At 57.5% G+C, this 17,620-nt stretch carries 18 protein-coding genes; 7 read left to right on the forward strand and 11 right to left on the reverse strand.

The window, feature by feature from the left end; all coding sequences use genetic code 11:
* Positions 1-113: 113 nt before the first annotated feature.
* From N438_RS28260 to N438_RS17235, 3 genes are all read right to left on the reverse strand, one after another.
* A complete protein-coding gene (locus tag N438_RS28260; protein ID WP_164729025.1) occupies positions 114-1,376 on the reverse strand; it encodes an FKBP-type peptidyl-prolyl cis-trans isomerase in 1,263 nt (420 codons plus the stop codon).
* Between the two features lie 680 nt (positions 1,377-2,056).
* Positions 2,057-2,467, reverse strand: a complete 411-nt coding sequence (locus tag N438_RS17230) for a hypothetical protein (protein WP_008807403.1) — start codon at positions 2,465-2,467, stop codon at positions 2,057-2,059.
* Between the two features lie 253 nt (positions 2,468-2,720).
* The gene (locus N438_RS17235; protein WP_002888808.1) at positions 2,721-3,068 is read right to left on the reverse strand and encodes a YacC family pilotin-like protein; all 348 of its coding nucleotides are present in this window, start codon (positions 3,066-3,068) and stop codon (positions 2,721-2,723) included.
* Between the two features lie 146 nt (positions 3,069-3,214).
* Here N438_RS17235 and cueO point away from each other — a divergent pair, with 146 nt between their 5' ends.
* A complete protein-coding gene (gene cueO / locus N438_RS17240; RefSeq protein ID WP_047667443.1) occupies positions 3,215-4,801 on the forward strand; it encodes a multicopper oxidase CueO in 1,587 nt (528 codons plus the stop codon).
* An 82-nt stretch (positions 4,802-4,883) separates the two neighbouring features.
* Here cueO and N438_RS17245 read toward each other — a convergent pair whose 3' ends face one another.
* Positions 4,884-7,274: a glucose/quinate/shikimate family membrane-bound PQQ-dependent dehydrogenase gene (locus tag N438_RS17245; protein ID WP_116696386.1), complete on the reverse strand. Its 2,391-nt coding sequence runs from the start codon at positions 7,272-7,274 to the stop codon at positions 4,884-4,886.
* 79 nt (positions 7,275-7,353) lie between these two features.
* Between N438_RS17245 and N438_RS28265 the strand changes: the two genes are divergently transcribed.
* On the forward strand, positions 7,354-7,473 hold the full coding sequence (locus N438_RS28265) for a hypothetical protein (RefSeq protein WP_012542835.1): 120 nt from the start codon (positions 7,354-7,356) through the stop codon (positions 7,471-7,473).
* A 4-nt stretch (positions 7,474-7,477) separates the two neighbouring features.
* Positions 7,478-8,014: a hypoxanthine phosphoribosyltransferase gene (gene hpt / locus N438_RS17250; RefSeq protein ID WP_004204384.1), complete on the forward strand. Its 537-nt coding sequence runs from the start codon at positions 7,478-7,480 to the stop codon at positions 8,012-8,014.
* A gap of 57 nt (positions 8,015-8,071) precedes the next feature.
* On the opposite strand, the gene can is transcribed toward hpt, so the two are convergent.
* Positions 8,072-8,734 carry a carbonate dehydratase gene (gene can, locus N438_RS17255; RefSeq protein WP_004204385.1) on the reverse strand — a complete coding sequence of 221 codons (663 nt, stop codon included), beginning with the start codon at positions 8,732-8,734 and terminating at the stop codon, positions 8,072-8,074.
* A gap of 184 nt (positions 8,735-8,918) precedes the next feature.
* On the opposite strand from can, the gene N438_RS17260 reads away from it, so the two are divergent.
* The 4 genes from N438_RS17260 to N438_RS17275 all read left to right on the forward strand — a co-directional run bounded on the left by N438_RS17260 (position 8,919) and on the right by N438_RS17275 (position 12,487).
* The gene (locus N438_RS17260) at positions 8,919-9,845 is read left to right on the forward strand and encodes an ABC transporter ATP-binding protein (RefSeq protein ID WP_008807399.1); all 927 of its coding nucleotides are present in this window, start codon (positions 8,919-8,921) and stop codon (positions 9,843-9,845) included.
* Entirely contained in the window at positions 9,842-10,612 is a 771-nt protein-coding gene (locus tag N438_RS17265; protein WP_008807398.1) for an ABC transporter permease, read from the forward strand. The genes N438_RS17260 and N438_RS17265 overlap by 4 nt, the downstream gene beginning before the upstream one ends.
* A 122-nt stretch (positions 10,613-10,734) precedes the next feature.
* On the forward strand, positions 10,735-11,175 hold the full coding sequence (locus N438_RS17270; protein ID WP_008807397.1) for a PTS sugar transporter subunit IIA: 441 nt from the start codon (positions 10,735-10,737) through the stop codon (positions 11,173-11,175).
* Between the two features lie 58 nt (positions 11,176-11,233).
* The gene (locus N438_RS17275; RefSeq protein ID WP_008807396.1) at positions 11,234-12,487 is read left to right on the forward strand and encodes a polysaccharide deacetylase family protein; all 1,254 of its coding nucleotides are present in this window, start codon (positions 11,234-11,236) and stop codon (positions 12,485-12,487) included.
* A gap of 35 nt (positions 12,488-12,522) precedes the next feature.
* Here the strand turns inward: N438_RS17275 and panD are convergent, their stop codons facing one another.
* From panD to gluQRS, 6 genes are all read right to left on the reverse strand, one after another.
* Positions 12,523-12,903 carry an aspartate 1-decarboxylase gene (gene panD / locus N438_RS17280; protein ID WP_008807395.1) on the reverse strand — a complete coding sequence of 127 codons (381 nt, stop codon included), beginning with the start codon at positions 12,901-12,903 and terminating at the stop codon, positions 12,523-12,525.
* A 93-nt stretch (positions 12,904-12,996) separates the two neighbouring features.
* On the reverse strand, positions 12,997-13,851 hold the full coding sequence (gene panC / locus N438_RS17285; RefSeq protein WP_008807394.1) for a pantoate--beta-alanine ligase: 855 nt from the start codon (positions 13,849-13,851) through the stop codon (positions 12,997-12,999).
* An 11-nt stretch (positions 13,852-13,862) separates the two neighbouring features.
* Positions 13,863-14,654 (reverse strand): 3-methyl-2-oxobutanoate hydroxymethyltransferase, encoded by a 792-nt coding sequence (gene panB, locus N438_RS17290; RefSeq protein ID WP_012542832.1) that lies wholly within the window; start codon positions 14,652-14,654, stop codon positions 13,863-13,865.
* A 119-nt stretch (positions 14,655-14,773) separates the two neighbouring features.
* Positions 14,774-15,253: a 2-amino-4-hydroxy-6-hydroxymethyldihydropteridine diphosphokinase gene (folK, locus tag N438_RS17295; RefSeq protein WP_012542831.1), complete on the reverse strand. Its 480-nt coding sequence runs from the start codon at positions 15,251-15,253 to the stop codon at positions 14,774-14,776.
* Complete coding sequence (pcnB, locus tag N438_RS17300) at positions 15,250-16,644, reverse strand: polynucleotide adenylyltransferase PcnB (protein WP_071582539.1); 1,395 nt, start codon at positions 16,642-16,644, stop codon at positions 15,250-15,252. The genes folK and pcnB overlap by 4 nt, the downstream gene beginning before the upstream one ends.
* A 62-nt stretch (positions 16,645-16,706) precedes the next feature.
* Positions 16,707-17,588 (reverse strand): tRNA glutamyl-Q(34) synthetase GluQRS, encoded by an 882-nt coding sequence (gene gluQRS / locus N438_RS17305; protein ID WP_023322074.1) that lies wholly within the window; start codon positions 17,586-17,588, stop codon positions 16,707-16,709.
* Positions 17,589-17,620 lie beyond the last annotated feature (32 nt).

Raw genomic sequence — 17,620 nt, forward strand, 5'->3', positions numbered from 1 at the left:
CCCGTAAAACGAGTGCAACATCATAGACAACTATAGATGAGGATGCACGGCGGTTATTGCAGCAATGCGGCAGGAATAACCGCCACCGCCCGGGGAGAGCGGTGGGGGGAGGGTTATTTCGCCGGTGCGGGTTGGCTATCTACTATCCGCACGGAATAAACCATGGTGGCGCCTGGCGGGATTTTCGGCGGTAATCCTTTACTGCCATAGGCTTTTTCGGGCGGGACGACCAGCGTCAAGGAGCCATGGTTCTGCAGGCGTTGCAGCGGGCCGCGAAACACCGGGGGATAGGCATCCAGCTTCTGGGTGAGCGCCTGATCTTTCGCTTCCATATCGTTGATCACTGTCCCGTCCGTCAGCATCTCTTTGATTACTACGGTGACCAGATCGTTACCGCTTATTGTTCCTTTGCCCGGATAATCGACGCGACTGTAGACGCCATCTTTGAAGACAACATCTTTTTTGCGCGCAAACGCCTGCTGATATTTCTTACCGGCACTGATGTTTTTCTGCTCGATTTTATTCAGGTTCTGGAAAACCTGCTGCGAGACGTCAAACAGCGCCTTGTTACGCTCCTGTTCTCCGAGACGAAGCTGGCCGCTAAAAGCATCTTCGATACCCCGCAGCACCAGCCCGGCGTCGACGGTAATTCCCTGAGTGCGACGGGTGGTGAGAACGTTAAGGGCTTCTGCTCCCATCGAGGCGCCGATCGCATAAGCCTGCTGTTCTCCCGATGCGCTGAGTTTGGCGGCGGCGCTCTCGCCGCTGCGCGTTTTGGACTGTACAGAAAGCTGTGTTCTTAGCAGTTGGATTTCATCTTCTTTCATCCGTAGCTGGGCGTTGTCTTTATCCGCCTGCAGGCGGTAGGCTGCAACAACCGCCGCCATTTCCGGCGGCTCATTTTTTGGCGCTGCAGCGGTGTCAGGGCGGGTTGTTGGCGCTTTTTCCGCGGCGGCCAACCGGGCGGTTAACGACTGCTTGTCGGCGTTTAGCGCCTTGACCTGGTCGAGAGCGGCCTGCTGTGTTTTCTCCGCGGCGTCGAGCCGGATAGTCAGCGACTGCTTATCGGTGGTCAGCGCTTTGACCTGGTCGAGGGCGGACAGCTTCTCTTTTTCCGCCGCGGCCAGTCGGCTGGCCAGCGGCTGTTTATCAGCGTTCAGTGTTTTGGCCTGGTCGAGGGCGGCCTGCTGTGCCTTCTCCGCAGCGGCGAGCCGGATAGTCAGCGACTGCTTATCGGTGGTCAGCGCTTTAACCTGCTCGAGGGCAGCCAGCTTCTCTTTTTCCACCACGGCCAGTCGGGTGGCCAGCGGCTGTTTGTCGGCGTTAAGGGCTTTGGCCTGGTCGAGGGCGGCCTGTTTCTCTTTTTCCGCAGCCATCAGCCGGGCGGTGAGTGTCTGCTTGTCTGTGTCGAGGGCGGTGAGCTGGCCGAGTGCGGTCTGTTGTGCTTTTTCCGCGGCGGCCAGCCGGGAGGTCAGCGTTTGTTTATCTGTATTCAGCGTGGTGAGGCTGGTGCTGAGCCGTTTATTTTCCGCTTCGACGCTCTGAAGCTGCGACGTTAATTGTTGGATCTGCTTAAGTGCGGCAGCCTGGCTCTGTTGCAGAGTATTATTCCGGGCAACGACTTCCTTTTTAATTAACGTCTCATTTTCCGCCGTGGCGGCGGTTAAAGCGAGCTGTAATTGCTTTATTTTATTATTTAACGCCGCTTGCTCATTCGCAATGGATGTTTCCGTGGCTGGTGTGGCGGTAAGCTGTTTTTTTAATTGTTGGATAATTTTATCTTTTTGCGCAATCGTTGCCTGTTGGCTGGCGATTCTTTTTTGCAACTGTGCGTTATTGGCCGTCGTTTTTTTATTGTCCGCGTTCTGGCGAGCGTCTGACGCTTGCTTTGCTGTGGCCGCAGAGCTTTTCTCTTCTTGCGCTTGAGCTTGCTGAGTTTGCTGCTGGGCGTAATCGAGAAAAGCCGGCGTAGCACCGGCGTAGAATGAGGTTGAAAGCGCCAGCGCCGCGACGAGCATCAGCAGTGGTGCTTTAGGGGTCAGCGTGGCGGGTTTGTTCATGGCAGTTTGTTTTCACCACGCTGTACCAGGGTATCGATCAGCGTTTTCTGGATATCGGAACACAGTTTGATGGATTTAAACTGATACATGGAGTCAATGCCCAGTCGGGTGGGATCGGCCACTTTATCGCGCACATTGTTGTATTGCGATGCCGAACGCACCAGGGCATTGAACTCATTGCTGAGTTTAGTTGCCTGCTGTGGGTTCACCTCTTTAAGTGAATCCAGCGCCTTTCGGCAGGACTCAATACGCTCCTGTTCGCTGGCCGCTCGCTCCTGCTCAGCCTGCTGCTGTGATGTGAGCGGCGTGGTGATCGGTTTTACCTGCTGGCGAGAAGAGGTATTGCTACAGCCCACTAATAAAAGTGCGGCGAGCGGGATAATACGGAGAGTCGGCGAGATATTCACAATTTCAGTCCATGAAGTAGGGATATTTTCACCGGATTCTAGAAGGGTGCTTTTTATTTTGCAATATATGACTAATGATATTTTATTAGTTTTTTAGTCATTCATCATTATTAGGGGTTTAATTTATTTGGCGAATTGATAGGTTTGCAATTAAATAATGTTTGTTTATATACAATAATAAATATAGATATAAATATTTAAATGTGACAAATGAAACGGCAAAGGCGCGGAGCGTGACCGTCCGCGCCGGTCATTATTTGACGTAAGCCAACAGGCTGAGCGAATCGCGGGCCAGCGCTTTGCATTTTTTCGCCGTCGGGATGTTAATACCGCTGAGATCGCGGTAGCTATCCTCGCCAAGCGCTTTCATGTTGTAGCTGTCGTAGTTGCTCAGGTCCCACTGGTTCTGTTGGGCAAAGAACACCAGCGCGCGTCGGATCTGTGTATTGGGCAGGTTCTGGTAGCCACAGTCGTTTTTCAGAAACACAAAAACCGCGGTTAAATCAGCCATATCTTCTGCTTCTGATTCGCTGAGCGCGTAGCTGTTGGCGGAGAGAGCAAGCAGGCTGCCGAGTACCATTGTTCTGAAAAGCGTCTTCATTTTTTCTACCATTAGATCACCGACGCTTCAAATTAGCATACTTCTTTACACAGCGCCGATCTTTATTCTTACTCTTCTGCTTGACCTTCCCGTTACGGTAGGGTTTAAGCTCAAATATTCGCCCGCAGAATAAAAAGGATGTGAATATGCAACGTCGAGACTTCCTCAAACTGACCGCCGCGGTTAGCGTGGCCAGCGCATTACCGCTGTGGAGCCGTGCGGTTTTTGCGGCCAGTCGCCCGGCTCTGCCGATACCGACGCTGTTAACGGCCGATGCGCGCAACCGTATCGCCCTGACGATCCAGGCGGGCAAAACACAGTTTGGCGCTCTGCACGCCACCACCTGGGGCTATAACGGTTCACTGCTGGGTCCTGCGCTACAGTTGACGCAGGGGAAGACCATTACGGTTGACATTACCAACCAGCTGGCGGAAGAGACCACGCTGCACTGGCATGGCCTGGAGGTCCCGGGCGAGGTCGACGGCGGACCGCAGGGGGTTATCGCCCCGGGCGCCACCCGTACGGTGAGCTTCACGCCGACGCAGCGGGCGGCCACCTGCTGGTTTCATCCGCATCAACATGGGACCACCGGCCGGCAGGTGGCGATGGGGCTGGCCGGCCTGGTGCTGATCGAGGATGAAGAGAGCGGACGCCTGCTGCTGCCTAAGCAATGGGGAATCGATGATGTGCCGGTGATTGTCCAGGACAAGAAGTTCACCGCCGCCGGCGAGATCGACTACCAGCTGGATGTGATGAGCGCCGCTGTCGGCTGGTTTGGCGATACGCTGCTGACCAATGGCGCTCTCTATCCCGAACATGCCGCCCCGCGCGGCTGGCTCCGTCTGCGCTTGCTAAACGGCTGTAATGCCCGTTCCCTCAATTTTGCCACCAGCGATAAGCGTCCGCTGTACGTGGTGGCCAGTGACGGCGGTCTGTTGGCCGAGCCGGTGAAGGTCGATGAATTGCCGGTGTTGATGGGGGAACGCTTTGAGGTGCTGGTGGACACCAGCGACGGTAAACCTTTCGATCTGGTGACCCTGCCGGTGAGCCAGATGGGCATGGCCATTGCGCCTTTTGATAAACCACAGCCGGTGCTGCGCGTTCAGCCGCTGGTCATTCCCGCCTCCGGCAAACTGCTGGATACGCTGGCCACGCTGCCGGCGCTACCGTCCCTGACGGGGCTGACGCAGCGTCAGCTCCAGCTGTCGATGGATCCGATGCTCGACAGGATGGGCATGCAGGCGCTGATGGAGAAGTATGGCGACCAGGCGATGGCGGGAATGGACCACGGCATGATGGGGCATGGCGACATGAGCAATATGAGCAATATGAGCAATATGAACCACGAGGCTGGTCGGGATCATGGCATGTCGTCAGGCAAGGGGTTTGATTTCCATAACGCCAACCGCATCAACGGCAAAGCCTTCGACATGAATGTGCCGATGTTTGCTGCGGCCAGAGGCCAGTATGAGCGCTGGGTGATATCGGGTAAGGGCGACATGATGCTGCATCCGTTCCATATCCACGGCACCCAGTTCCGTATCCTCAGCGAGAACGGCAAGCCGCCAGCCGCGCACCGCAGCGGCTGGAAAGATACCGTCCGCGTGGAAGGTGACGTCAGTGAAGTGTTGGTGAAGTTTGATCATCCGGCGCCGAAGGAGTTTGCCTATATGGCCCACTGCCACCTGCTGGAGCATGAAGACACCGGGATGATGTTGGGATTCACGGTTTAGGGCTCTGCGGCCTGCTGCCATCTTCCATGGGGAGAAGGGATAAACACAAAAAAAACGGCAACTTTCGTTGCCGTTTTGCGTTTTATTTGGCGTCATCCGGGAGCGCATAGGCGACGATGTAATCGCCCATTTTGGTACCGAACGAGCCGTGACCGCCGGCAGAGATGACAACATACTGTTTGCCATTCACTTCGTAGGTCATTGGGGTGGCCTGACCGCCGGCTGGCAGACGGGCTTCCCACAGCTTCTCGCCGTTGCTCATATTGTACGCGCGCAGGTAGTTATCTGCGGTCGCGCCGATGAACAGGACGTTACCGGCCGTGGAGATCGGGCCGCCAAGCATCGGCATCCCCATGGTGAACGGCAGCTTAACCGGCATCGGGAACGGCAGGCTGTCCTGCGGAGTACCGATACGTTTTTTCCATACCACTTCGTTGGTTTTCAGATCCAGCGCGGAGATATAGCCCCAGGCCGGTTGTTTGCACGGCAGACCGAACGGCGACAGGAACGGATTCAGGGTGACGCCGTACGGGACACCGTACTGTGGCTGCACGCCGGACTCGGTGCCAGAGCCTTTCGCATCTTTCGGCGGCTCCATCGGGTTGCCCGGGCCGCGTGGGATCAGTTTAGAGACGAACGGCAGCGCCATCGGGTTGGCAATAGCCACCTGACGGTTCGGATCGACGGAGATACCGCCCCATTCAAACATCCCCAGGTTACCCGGGAAGACGAGAGTGCCCTGCTCAGATGGCGGGGTGAAGATACCTTCATAGCGCATCTGGTGGAAGATCACGCGACACACCAGCTGGTCGAACATAGTGGCGCCCCACATGTCCGCCCCGGTCAGATCTTTCTTCGGACGGAAGCTCAGATCGGAGAACGGCTGGGTTTTGGCGACGTAATCCCCTTTGGCAGCGCCCTGCGGAACCGGTTTTTCCGGGGCCGGGACCACCAGCTCGCCATTACGGCGATCCAGTACGAAGATGTTGCCGGTTTTCGCCGGGGCATAGACGACCGGTACGGTTTTACCATTAACCTCAATGTCAGCCAGCGTCGGCTGGGAGGGCATATCCATATCCCACAGATCGTGGTGGACGGTCTGGTAGCTCCAGGCCAGCTTACCGGTGGTGGCGTTCAGCGCCACAATCGAGCTGGCGTAACGCTCTTGCTCCGGCGTGCGGTTGCCGCCCCAGATATCCGGGGTGGTCACGCCCATCGGCAGATAGACCAGATCCAGCTTAGCGTCGTAGGCGGCAGGCGCCCAGGAGTTCGGTGAGTTGAGCGTGAAGTGATGTTCATCGCTCGGGATGGCGTTCGGATCTTTCGCACCCGGATCGAAGGCCCACAAGAGTTTACCGGTATTCACATCAAAGCCGCGGATGACGCCAGACGGCTCGCGGGTTGAGAAGTTATCGGTGACCGCGCCGGCAATCACGATGGTTTTATCGGTGATAATCGGCGGAGAAGTGGGTTCATACATACCCGGCGTGGTGACCGGCATGTTGGTCTGCAGGTTGAGAATACCTTTATTGGCAAAGGTTTCGCACAGCTTACCGTTGTCGGCGTTCACCGCGAACAGGCGGCCATCGTTCACCGGCAGGATAATACGGCGCGGACAGTCGGCGACGACGTCGGCAGGCGCGTTATCCGCTTTGGCTTCGTGATAAGAGACGCCGCGGCAGGTGACGTGCTGGAACGACGGATCGGCGTTCAGCTGCGGGTCAAAATGCCACTTCTCTTTACCGGTGGCCGCGTCCAGCGCGAACAGACGCTGGTGGGCGGTACACAGGAAGAGCGTGTCGCCGACTTTAATCGGCGTCACTTCGTTGGTGATTTCACCCGGGTCGTTCGGTTGCTTCAGGTCGCCGGTGCGGAATACCCAGGCTTCCTTCAGGTTCTTCACGTTGTCGGCGTTAATCTGCTTCAGCGGAGAGAAGCGCTGGCCTTCCTGGTTGCGGCCATAGGCCGGCCAGTCGCCGTCGGCAACGTTGGAGATCGGCGCGGCCGGGGTGGCGTCGGCGCTCAGGGTGCCGTTGACTTCCTGCGGGTCGTTAAAACCAGCCCAGGTCAGCATGCCGCCGCTGATCAGCAGGGCGACGACCAGCGCGCCTACGGCGCCAGCGGAAGGCACGGACAGACGACGCCAGACAAAGGGCAGGATCAGCCAGATACCAAAGAAGACGAGGATGTCGCTACGCGGCGTCAGCGCCCAGAAGTCGAAGCCGACTTCCCAGACGCCCCAGATCATCGTCGCCAGCAGCAGCGCAGCGTACAGCCACAGCGCAGCGCGTTTGCCGCGCAGCAGCATCACGGTCACGCCCAGCATCACCAGACCGGCGATAGCGTAGTACCAGGAGCCGCCAAGCACGACCAGCCATGCTCCGCCGATTAAAAGATAGAGGCCGCAGAACGCTGCAAATAGCGCAGTCAGCGTCACCAGGAGCCTTGATTGTTGAGACTTTGTTTCAGCCATAGAAAGTTACTCATGTGTTTGTTAATTTTTTAACTGCAATTAATTATAGGTTTTAACAAGTGTGATCGGAATCACAAATATGGCTTTATTAATCCCTGCACCGAAGATTTCTTTTTGCTGGTATACTGGATGGCTTGCCGGTCATCGTCGGGGCGAAAGCAGCGGCTTTGATGATTTATATTTAGAATCAAATGGTTAGTCTTATGAAACATACTGTAGAAGTGATGATCCCGGAATCCGAGATCAAAGCGCGCATCGCGGAACTGGGTCGTCAAATCAACGAACATTATCAGGACAGCGGCAGCGAAATGGTGCTGGTGGGGCTGCTTCGCGGCTCATTTATGTTCATGGCCGACCTGTGCCGTGAAGTGCAGGTGCCGCATGAAGTCGATTTTATGACCGCCTCCAGCTACGGCAGCGGCATGTCCACCACCCGTGATGTGAAAATACTCAAAGATCTGGATGAAGACATCCGTGGTAAAGATGTACTGATCGTGGAAGACATCATCGATTCCGGCAATACCCTGTCTAAAGTGCGTGAGATCCTCAGCCTGCGCGAGCCGAAATCGCTGGCCATTTGTACGCTGCTGGATAAACCAAGCCGTCGTGAAGTGAATGTCCCGGTTGAGTTCGTCGGTTTCGCCATTCCGGACGAGTTCGTGGTGGGCTACGGTATCGACTACGCCCAGCGCTACCGTCATCTGCCGTATATTGGCAAAGTTACCCTGCTGGACGAGTAAGAGATATCCCCCCAGGACAGCGCGCGCCGCGCTCTCCAGGGGGGCTAAGCCTGAAGGCTATTTGTGGTTGATGTGCTTGATCTTGAGGTTGGAGATGCCGTGGCGATAGCGCTGTTCGAGGGTTTCCCGGCTCACGGCGGTGACATCCAGATCGCGCAGCAGCCCGTCGTGAATGCCATATGCCCAGCCGTGGATGGTGACCTTCTGTCCGCGCTTCCACGCCGATTGCATAATCGTCGAATGTCCCAGGTTGTACACCTGCTCCATCACGTTGAGTTCGCAAAGGGTATCCAGACGGCGCTCCTCCGGCATTTCACCTAGCAGTGAGCTGTGCTTGAACCAAATATCGCGGATATGCAGGAGCCAGTTGTCGATAAGCCCCAGCTCCGGGTTTTCCACCGCCGCCTGCACGCCGCCGCAGCCGTAGTGGCCGCAAATAATAATGTGCTCGACTTCGAGGACATCGACGGCATACTGCACCACCGACAGGCAGTTCAGGTCGGTGTGGATCACCAGGTTAGCGACGTTACGATGGACAAACAGTTCGCCAGGTTCCAGGCCGGTAAGTCGCTCAGCGGGAACGCGGCTGTCAGAGCAGCCAATCCAAAGGAAGCGCGGTTTCTGCGTCTGCGACAGTTTCTCAAAAAAGCCGGGGTCCTCTTCCACCAGCATTTTTGACCATAGTGCATTATTGCTGATGAGTGTATCTATATCATTCATGGACGTTATCGGCCTGTAACCAAGTAAGTGCGTTGCGCTAATATAGGGTAAGCTCACCTTTTTTAAAACCATCTTAACCCGTGATACGTCAGGCTACCGATGCGTTGGCGGCGCCAGCGCCAGTAGAACGCAAACGTGAGTCAGGCGGGTTAATGACGTGTCACGACACGAGAAGAGATATTTAATGACCATTGCTCTGGAATTAAAACAGCTCAAAAAAACCTACCCCGGCGGGGTTCAGGCGCTGCGGGGAATCGACCTGCAGGTCGAGGCGGGGGATTTCTATGCCCTGCTGGGGCCGAACGGGGCCGGAAAATCCACGACTATCGGCATCATCAGTTCGCTGGTGAATAAAACCTCCGGTCAGGTCAATGTCTTTGGCTACGATCTGGAAAAAGACGTCGTCAATGCCAAGCGTCAGCTTGGCCTGGTGCCGCAGGAATTTAACTTCAACCCGTTCGAGACCGTGCAGCAGATTGTCGTTAACCAGGCGGGCTACTACGGCGTGGAACGCAAAGAAGCTGTCGCCCGCAGCGAAAAATACCTAAAACAGCTCGATCTGTGGGAAAAACGCAACGAACGCGCGCGGATGCTCTCCGGCGGGATGAAGCGTCGCCTGATGATCGCCCGCGCGCTAATGCATGAGCCGAAGCTGCTGATCCTCGACGAACCGACCGCTGGCGTCGATATTGAACTGCGTCGCTCAATGTGGGGCTTTCTTAAGGATCTGAACGATCGCGGAACCACCATTATCCTGACCACCCACTATCTCGAAGAGGCCGAAATGCTATGCCGCAACATCGGCATCATCCAGCACGGCGCGCTGGTGGAAAACACCTCGATGAAAGCATTGCTGTCGAAGCTGAAGTCAGAGACCTTTATTCTCGACCTCGCGCCAAAAAGCCCGGTACCGAAGCTCGAAGGCTACCAGTATCAACTGGTCGATACCTCGACGCTGGAAGTCGAGGTTCTGCGCGAGCAGGGGATTAACAGCGTCTTTGCCCAACTGAGCGCCCAGGGGGTGCAGGTATTGAGTATGCGTAACAAAGCTAACCGTCTGGAAGAGCTGTTTGTCACGCTGGTGCATGAGCGAAAAGGAGAGTCAGCATGATGCAGCTTTATTGGGTCGCGCTGAAAAGCATCTGGACCAAAGAGATCCACCGTTTTATGCGCATCTGGATCCAGACGCTGGTGCCGCCGGTGATCACCATGACCCTGTACTTCGTGATTTTCGGCAACCTGATCGGGTCGCGCATCGGCGAGATGCACGGCTTTACCTATATGCAGTTTATCGTGCCGGGCCTGATCATGATGGCGGTGATCACCAACGCTTATGCCAATGTCGCCTCGTCGTTCTTCAGCGCCAAGTTTCAGCGCAATATTGAAGAGCTGCTGGTGGCGCCGGTGCCGACGCATGTGATCATCGCTGGCTACGTTGGCGGCGGCGTGGCGCGCGGACTGTGCGTGGGGATCCTGGTGACGGCGGTGTCGCTGTTCTTTGTGCCGTTCCAGGTTCACTCCTGGCTGTTTGTCGCCCTGACGCTGATCCTCACCGCGGTGCTGTTCTCGCTGGCGGGTCTGTTGAACGCGGTGTTTGCCAAGACCTTTGACGACATTAGCCTGATCCCGACCTTTGTGCTGACGCCGCTGACCTACCTCGGCGGGGTGTTCTACTCGTTGACCTTGCTGCCGCCGTTCTGGCAGGGGCTGTCGCATCTGAATCCCATCGTCTACATGATCAGCGGTTTCCGCTTCGGCTTCCTGGGTATCAACGATGTGCCGCTGGTGACCACCTTTGCGGTGCTGGTGGTCTTCATCGTCGCCTTCTATCTGCTTTGCTGGTCGTTAATCCAGCGCGGCCGCGGCCTGCGCAGCTGATGCTCATCACGGTTAGCGCTTCCTGATGCCAATACGCGAAGCGCTAACCGCTTATCTTTGACCGCCATCACCGATACGCCATCCTCCCCTTGCTACATTGTTGGCTGGCTAAGGAGGGAAGCATGCTTGGTTGGGTCATTACCTGCCACGATGAGCTGGCGCAGGAGATGCTGGATCGTCTTGAACGAAAATTTGGTCCGCTGGCCCAGTGCCGGGCGGTCAATTACTGGCGCAATCTCAGCAGTAATATGTTGAGCCGGATGATGTGCGATGCGCTGCATGCCACCGACTCCGGGGACGGAGTCATTTTCCTGACCGACAGAACCGGCGCGGCGCCTTATCGGGCCGCGGCGTTGATGAGCCACAAACATACCCACTGCGAAGTGATCTCCGGCGTCAGCTATTCATTACTTGAGCGAATGTATCTGCTGCGGAACACGTTAAGCAGCGAGGCGTTTCGCCAGGCCATCGTCAGCGCGGGCGGGCCGATGGTGAGCAGCCTGTGGCATCAGCAGCAGAAGAATCCCCCGTTCCGCTTGCGCCATGATACCTTCGGAAATTAAACAGCGTGACAGATGCTGCTTTTGTTACAATAACTGCCGTTGATGGTTTACCGGTTCGATGCGCATGCTTGCCCGATTTTTTACGCTGCTTCTTTTACTGACCTCGCTCAGCGCTTCCGCCAGTCTGCTTAGCCAGCAGGGCAAGCCTGTACACTATATGCAGACCACCGAAGATGCGGTCATCTGGGCGCAGGTGGGGAATCATGTGGTCAGCGTCGGCAATGTGCGTGCCGGGCAGATCCTCGCGGTCGTCCCGACGGCGGCTGACTATTATGAATTTCGCTTCGGCTTCGGCACCGGGTTTATTGATAAAGGCCACCTCGAGCCGGTACAGGGTAAGCAGCGAGTGGAGGACCGACTGGGGGATCTCAATAAACCGTTGAGTAACCAGAATTTGCTCACCTGGAAAGATACGCCGCTCTACAACACACCCGCCGTGAGCAGCGTGCCGTTTGGTACGCTGGCCACTAACCTGCGCTATCCGATCCTCAGCAAGCTAAAAGACCGGCTCAATCAGACCTGGTTTCAGATCCGCATTGGCGACCGGCTGGCGTGGGTCAGCAGTCTGGATGCACAGGAAGATAATGGTATTCCCGTACTGACCTATCATCACATTCTGCGCGACGAAGAGAACACCCGTTTCCGCCATACCTCGACCACGACCTCGGTACGCGCCTTCAACAACCAGATGACCTGGCTGCGCGATCAGGGCTATACCACGCTGACCCTGTATCAGCTGGAAGGCTATGTGCGTAATAAAATCAACCTTCCGGCGCGGGCAGTGGTCATCACCTTCGATGACGGCCTGAAATCGGTAAACCGTTACGCCTATCCGGTACTAAAGCAGTACGGTTTTCATGCCACCGCGTTTATTATCTCCTCGCGTATTAAGCGCCATCCGCAGAAATGGGATCCGAAATCGCTGCAGTTCATGAGTATTTCTGAGCTCCGGCAGATCCAGGATGTTTTTGATATTCAGTCGCATACCCACTTCCTGCATCGGGTTGACGCCGGCCGCCGGCCGATTTTATTCAGCCGCAATTACCATAATATTCTGTTTGATTTCGCCCGCTCGCGCCGGGCGCTCAGCCAGTTTAATCCACATGTTCTCTACCTTTCCTATCCCTTCGGCGGCTATAACGCCACGGCGGTGCAGGCGGCGAATGACGCCGGGTTTCATATGGCGGTGACAACGGTGCGTGGGAAGGTGAAGCCGGGTGACAATCCGTTTCTGTTAAAGCGGTTATATATCTTACGCACGGATTCGCTGGAGACGATGTCGCGGCTGATCAGTAACCAGCCGCAGGGGTAATACCGGCGCTGCGCCTGAGCGCAGCGCCGCGGTCATCAGGCGACCTGCACCGGAATGGCTTTCGCCTGGCGCTTCATTTCATTGTCGCCTTCGAAGTAGGCGATGTTGGGCTGCCAGGTGCGCGCCTCTTCGTCCGACATGGTGACGAAGCTGGCGATGATCAGGATATCGCCGACGCTGGCGCAGTGCGCGGCGGCGCCGTTGACGGAGATGATTCTGGAACCCCGTTCGGCGGCAATCGCATAGGTGGAGAAACGATTGCCGTTGGTGACGTTCCAGAGGTGAATGGTTTCATTCTCCAGAATACCGGCCGCATCCAGGAAATCCTGGTCAATGGCGCATGAACCTTCATAGTGCAGGTCAGCCTGCGTGACTTTTACGCGGTGGAGCTTGCCCTGCAGCATATTACGCATCATAACTTCTACCCTTCAACCTTAATGTAGCAGAGCGGACAGGTCGTCCGCCCTGAGAAAAGCCCGGGCAAGTATTGCCCGATTTTTACCCGCTGTCTACTGACCGAGCGTGACGATCTGGTTGTCGATCAGGCGGGCCTGACCCAGCCAGGCGGCCATCAGGATCACCGCGCGCTGGCTGGCATCCGTCAGCTCAAGCAGGGTGTCGGCATCGCGGATCTGAATGTCGTCGGCGCGGAAGCCTTTTTCATTTAGCTCCTGTTCAGCGATAGCGATGATCTCATCGAGCTGGCGATCGCCGGCGGCCAGTTTTTCCGCCACCGCGCTCAGCACTTTGTAGAGGCCGGGAGCGATTTTGCGCTGGTCGGCGGTCAGGTAGCCGTTACGCGAGCTCAGCGCCAGGCCATCTTTCGCGCGGACGATCGGCACGCCGATAATCTCGATATCGTAGCCCATGTCGGCGACCATCTTGCGGATCAGCGCCAGCTGCTGAAAGTCTTTCTCGCCGAAGCAGGCGACGTCCGGCTGAACCAGATTGAACAGCTTACTGACGATGGTCGACACGCCGCGGAAGTGGCCCGGGCGGCTGGCGCCTTCCAGCATAGTGGACAGGCCGGGGACGTCGACGTAGGTCTGGCCTTCGGTGCCCTGGGGATAAACTTCCGCCGGCGTCGGCGCGAAGACAAAGTCGACATGGCGCTTGTTCAGCTTTTCGCAATCATCCTGCAGGGTACGCGGATAGCGCGCCAGGTCGTCGGCGCGGTCAAACTGCATCGGATTGACGAAAATACTGACCACCACCACGTCCGCGCTGGCTTTAGCCTCATCAACCAGCTTCATATGACCATCATGCAGGTTGCCCATCGTCGGAACCAGCGCGATACGCTTACCTTCCTGACGCAGACGGCGGATATGCTGACGCAGCAGCAGCACGGATTCAATAATCAGCACAACAAGACTCCTTAATGGAAACTGTGTTCTTCGCCCGGATAGACCCCGGATTCAACTTCGGCAATATACTGCCGTACCGCGGCGCGGATGTCGCCCGCTTCGGCAAGGAAATTCTTGGCGAATTTAGGGATGTGGCCGCCGGTGATCCCGAATGCGTCATGCATCACCAGGATCTGCCCGTCGGTGACGTTGCCCGCGCCGATGCCGATCACTGGAATGGTCAGGGCGTCGGTAATGCGTTTCGCCAGTTCTACCGGGACGCACTCCAGCACCAGCAGCTGCGCGCCAGCCGCTTCCAGCGCTAATGCGTCGTCAAACAGGGTCTGCGCTGCATCGCCGCGCCCCTGCACTTTATACCCGCCGAATACGTTTACCGACTGCGGCGTGAGGCCGAGGTGGCCGCAAACCGGCACCGCGCGTTCCGCCAGCATCTTCACGGTATCGGCCAGCCAGGCGCCGCCTTCGAGTTTGACCATATTGGCGCCAGCGCGCATCACGATGGCCGCATTTTCGAAGGTCTGTTCGGGGGTGGCGTAGGCCATGAACGGCAGGTCGGCAAGCAGCAGGCTGTTCGGCGCACCGCGGCGGACGGCGCGGGTGTGATAGGCGATATCTTCCACGGTGACCGGCAGGGTGGAGTCGTGACCCTGTACCGTCATTCCCAGGGAATCGCCCACCAGCAGCACATTAATGCCTTCATCGGCGAACAGCTTCGCGAAGCTATGGTCGTAGGCGGTAATGGTGGCAAAGCGCTTCTTTTCCTGTTTGCATTTCTGCAGCAGGGCAATGGTGGTCGGTTTCATAACATTTCCTGATGATGAAAGTCATATTAACCGGCATTCTAACAGCAGCATTCAGAGGGGCAATGATTTTGGGCAACCGATTACGACGATCGCCGCAAATGCTAAAAAAGGAGAGGGGATTACCAGCTCGCGGGTTTTTCCGCGCCCAGATCATCCAGCACGGCGCGCAGCGCAGGGCCGTCAGGAAAATGGAGATCCGGAGCGATCTCGAACAGCGGCCAGAGCATAAAGCCGCGGTTTTTCATATCATAGTGCGGAACGGTCAGGCGCGGGCTATTGATGACCTCATCGCCAAACAGCATGATGTCGAGGTCGAGCGTGCGCGGTCCCCAGCGTTCAGCTTTGCGCACCCGACCCTGCTGCAGCTCGATGCGCTGAGTGTGATCGAGCAGCGCATCGGGCGCCAGGGTGGTTTCCAGCGCGACGGCGGCGTTGAGATAGTCCGGCTGATCCTGCGGGCCCAGCGGCGGCGTGCGGTAGAACGAAGAGACGTTCACCACGCGGCTGTGCGGAATATCGCCCAGCGCGCGGATGGCTGCCTGCACCTGCTCCAGCGGAGAAGCAAGGTTACTGCCAAGCGCGATATAGACCAGGGTCATGCGTTACCCTGACGCGGCGCGCGTTTGCGCGGACGACGGTGGCGACGGCGTGGCGCCGGATCGTCCCCGAGGTCGTTGAGCATGTCTTTTTGTTCCGGCGGCGCGGCGACCTGGAATTCGCCCCACCATTTGGTCAGACGCTGCAGTTCGCTGTTGTTTTCCGCCCCGGCGCGCAGCTCCAGCAGATCGTAGGCGGCACGGAATTTCGGATGCTCCATCAGTTTCCAGGCGCGTTTGCCCTGGCGACGGGACATGCGCAGCTGCAGCTGCCAGATATCACGAATAAGGGTAGTGATGCGTTTAGGGATCGCCAGCGTACGGCAGGCTTCGTCCAGGACATCGTTCATCGCCAGAGCGAAGGCGTCGTAGTACGCCAGGCCGCTCTCCTGGGCGATTTTTTGCGCCGTCTCCAGCAGCGGATACCAGAACATCACCGCGAAGAGGAAGGCCGGATTGACGCGCATGTCGTTATGAATGCGGTTATCGGTGTTCTTCAGCACCTGGCTGATGATCCGCTCCATCGGGCTGTCGCCGCGCTCGGTAAAGTAGCGGGTGATGGTCGGGAACAGCGGCTGGAACAGGTTGTATTCGCGCAGCAGCATGTAGGTCTGGTAGCCATACCCGGCCTGCAGCAGCTTAAGCACCTCTTCGAACAGGCGTGCCGGCGGCACGTCGTGGAGCAGGGTGGCCAGGCGCGGCAGTGGTTCAGCCGTTTCCGGGCTGATACGCATATCCAGCTTGGCGGCAAAGCGCACCGCGCGCAGCATGCGTACCGGATCTTCGCGATAGCGGGTTTCCGGATTGCCGATCAGGCGGATCACGCCGTCCTGCAGATCCTTCATGCCGCCGACGTAGTCGCGAACGGTAAAGTCAGCCACGCTGTAATAAAGGCTATTGATGGTGAAGTCGCGACGCTGGGCATCCTCTTCGATCGAGCCGAAGATGTTATCCCGCAGCAGCATGCCATTCTGGCCCTGCTGGGAGGTCACGCGATCGGTGGTGTGCCCTTCGTGGTGGCCGCGGAAGGTGGCCACTTCAATGATTTCCGGCCCGAACATGACGTGCGCCAGGCGGAAACGTCGCCCGACCAGACGGCAGTTGCGGAACAGCTTGCGCACCTGATCCGGTGTGGCGTTGGTGGTGACGTCAAAATCTTTCGGCTTTTTGCCAAGCAGCAGGTCGCGGACACCGCCGCCGACCAGCCAGGATTCGTAGCCTGCCTTGTTGAGGCGGTACATGACCTTGAGGGCGTTTTCACTGATATCTTTGCGGGAAATAGCATGCTGCTCACGCGGGATCACCGTCATAGGCATGGGTTCGACGGCGGCTTCTGCCTCGCGCTCCTCACGGCTTAGCACCTTACGGCAAAAATTAGCGACTCGGGTAAAAATGGTGCACCTCGTAGTGTCAGACGGACTTCAGATCAACTGTACAGTATAAAAATAGCGGCTAATCATAGCTCAGCGGGAGCCATTTGAGAATGCTCGATTTTTGCGGGCTGCCAGTTGGCGACGGCCTGACTGAGTAAATCGTCCATGCTCAGGGCTTGCCAGTCCTGGGCGATGTCCTGATTAAGAAACCGGAGCGCCCGGACAATTTCGGGGCGCGGATCGCCTTCCGGCAGCGCCGGTGCGTGGTTTTGTTTAGAGAGTTTATTCCCGTCAGCATTGAGGGCCAGCGGCAGATGGAGGTAGTCCGGCGCCTGCCAGCCAAAATGCTGATACAGTGAAATCTGCCGGACCGTCGGCTCAATCAGGTCAGCGCCGCGGACGATCTCGGTGATCCCCTGAAAGTGGTCATCAACCACCACCGCCAGATTGTAGGCAAACAGGCCGTCGCGACGGTGGATAATAAAATCCTCGCGCGCCAGCGGCTCGTTGGCGACCAGCGTGCCGCGCAGGCGATCGGTGAACTGCAGCACCGGACGGGTCTGGCGCAGGCGCAGCGCGGCGTTTTCCGCCCCCAGCCCGAGGTCGCGGCAGTGACCATCGTAGATCCCGCCTACGGCATGGATCCGCGCGCGGGTGCAGGTGCAGTAATAGCTCAGCCCTTGTTCACCCAGCCAGGCCAGCGCCTCGCGGTAAGCTTCATGTCGTTGCGACTGCCAGAGCACCTCGCCGTCCCAGTGCAGACCGTAGTGGTCAAGCTGGCGCAGAATGGTGTCGGCGGCCCCGGGGACTTCGCGCGGCGGGTCGATATCTTCAATACGAACGCGCCAGATACCCTGGTTCGCGCGGGCTTGCAGGTAGCTGCCGAGCGCGGCAATCAAAGAGCCGAAGTGGAGTTCACCGGAGGGGGAGGGAGCAAAGCGCCCAATATAGCGTGAGTCAGTCATGTTACGGACAACAGAACCAGGCGGGAGAGACT

The sequence above is a fragment of the Klebsiella sp. GL120222-02 genome (assembly GCF_003097195.1).
GTDB lineage: Bacteria > Pseudomonadota > Gammaproteobacteria > Enterobacterales > Enterobacteriaceae > Klebsiella > Klebsiella variicola.

What these genes read in the sequence shown, in the direction of transcription:
- N438_RS28265 (WP_012542835.1), top strand. Translation starts at nt 7,354, where the DNA reads ATGGCTTTATTAATCCCTGCACCGAAGATTTCTTTTTGCTGGTATACT.
- N438_RS28260 (WP_164729025.1), bottom strand. Translation starts at nt 1,376, where the DNA reads ATGGCTGCGGAAAAAGAGAAACAGGCCGCCCTCGACCAGGCCAAAGCC.
- folK (WP_012542831.1), bottom strand. Translation starts at nt 15,253, where the DNA reads ATGACCCTGGTCTATATCGCGCTTGGCAGTAACCTTGCTTCTCCGCTG.
- cueO (WP_047667443.1), top strand. Translation starts at nt 3,215, where the DNA reads ATGCAACGTCGAGACTTCCTCAAACTGACCGCCGCGGTTAGCGTGGCC.
- N438_RS17275 (WP_008807396.1), top strand. Translation starts at nt 11,234, where the DNA reads ATGCGCATGCTTGCCCGATTTTTTACGCTGCTTCTTTTACTGACCTCG.
- N438_RS17270 (WP_008807397.1), top strand. Translation starts at nt 10,735, where the DNA reads ATGCTTGGTTGGGTCATTACCTGCCACGATGAGCTGGCGCAGGAGATG.
- hpt (WP_004204384.1), top strand. Translation starts at nt 7,478, where the DNA reads ATGAAACATACTGTAGAAGTGATGATCCCGGAATCCGAGATCAAAGCG.
- panB (WP_012542832.1), bottom strand. Translation starts at nt 14,654, where the DNA reads ATGAAACCGACCACCATTGCCCTGCTGCAGAAATGCAAACAGGAAAAG.
- panD (WP_008807395.1), bottom strand. Translation starts at nt 12,903, where the DNA reads ATGATGCGTAATATGCTGCAGGGCAAGCTCCACCGCGTAAAAGTCACG.
- N438_RS17235 (WP_002888808.1), bottom strand. Translation starts at nt 3,068, where the DNA reads ATGAAGACGCTTTTCAGAACAATGGTACTCGGCAGCCTGCTTGCTCTC.
- gluQRS (WP_023322074.1), bottom strand. Translation starts at nt 17,588, where the DNA reads ATGACTGACTCACGCTATATTGGGCGCTTTGCTCCCTCCCCCTCCGGT.
- N438_RS17265 (WP_008807398.1), top strand. Translation starts at nt 9,842, where the DNA reads ATGATGCAGCTTTATTGGGTCGCGCTGAAAAGCATCTGGACCAAAGAG.
- can (WP_004204385.1), bottom strand. Translation starts at nt 8,734, where the DNA reads ATGAATGATATAGATACACTCATCAGCAATAATGCACTATGGTCAAAA.
- N438_RS17245 (WP_116696386.1), bottom strand. Translation starts at nt 7,274, where the DNA reads ATGGCTGAAACAAAGTCTCAACAATCAAGGCTCCTGGTGACGCTGACT.
- N438_RS17260 (WP_008807399.1), top strand. Translation starts at nt 8,919, where the DNA reads ATGACCATTGCTCTGGAATTAAAACAGCTCAAAAAAACCTACCCCGGC.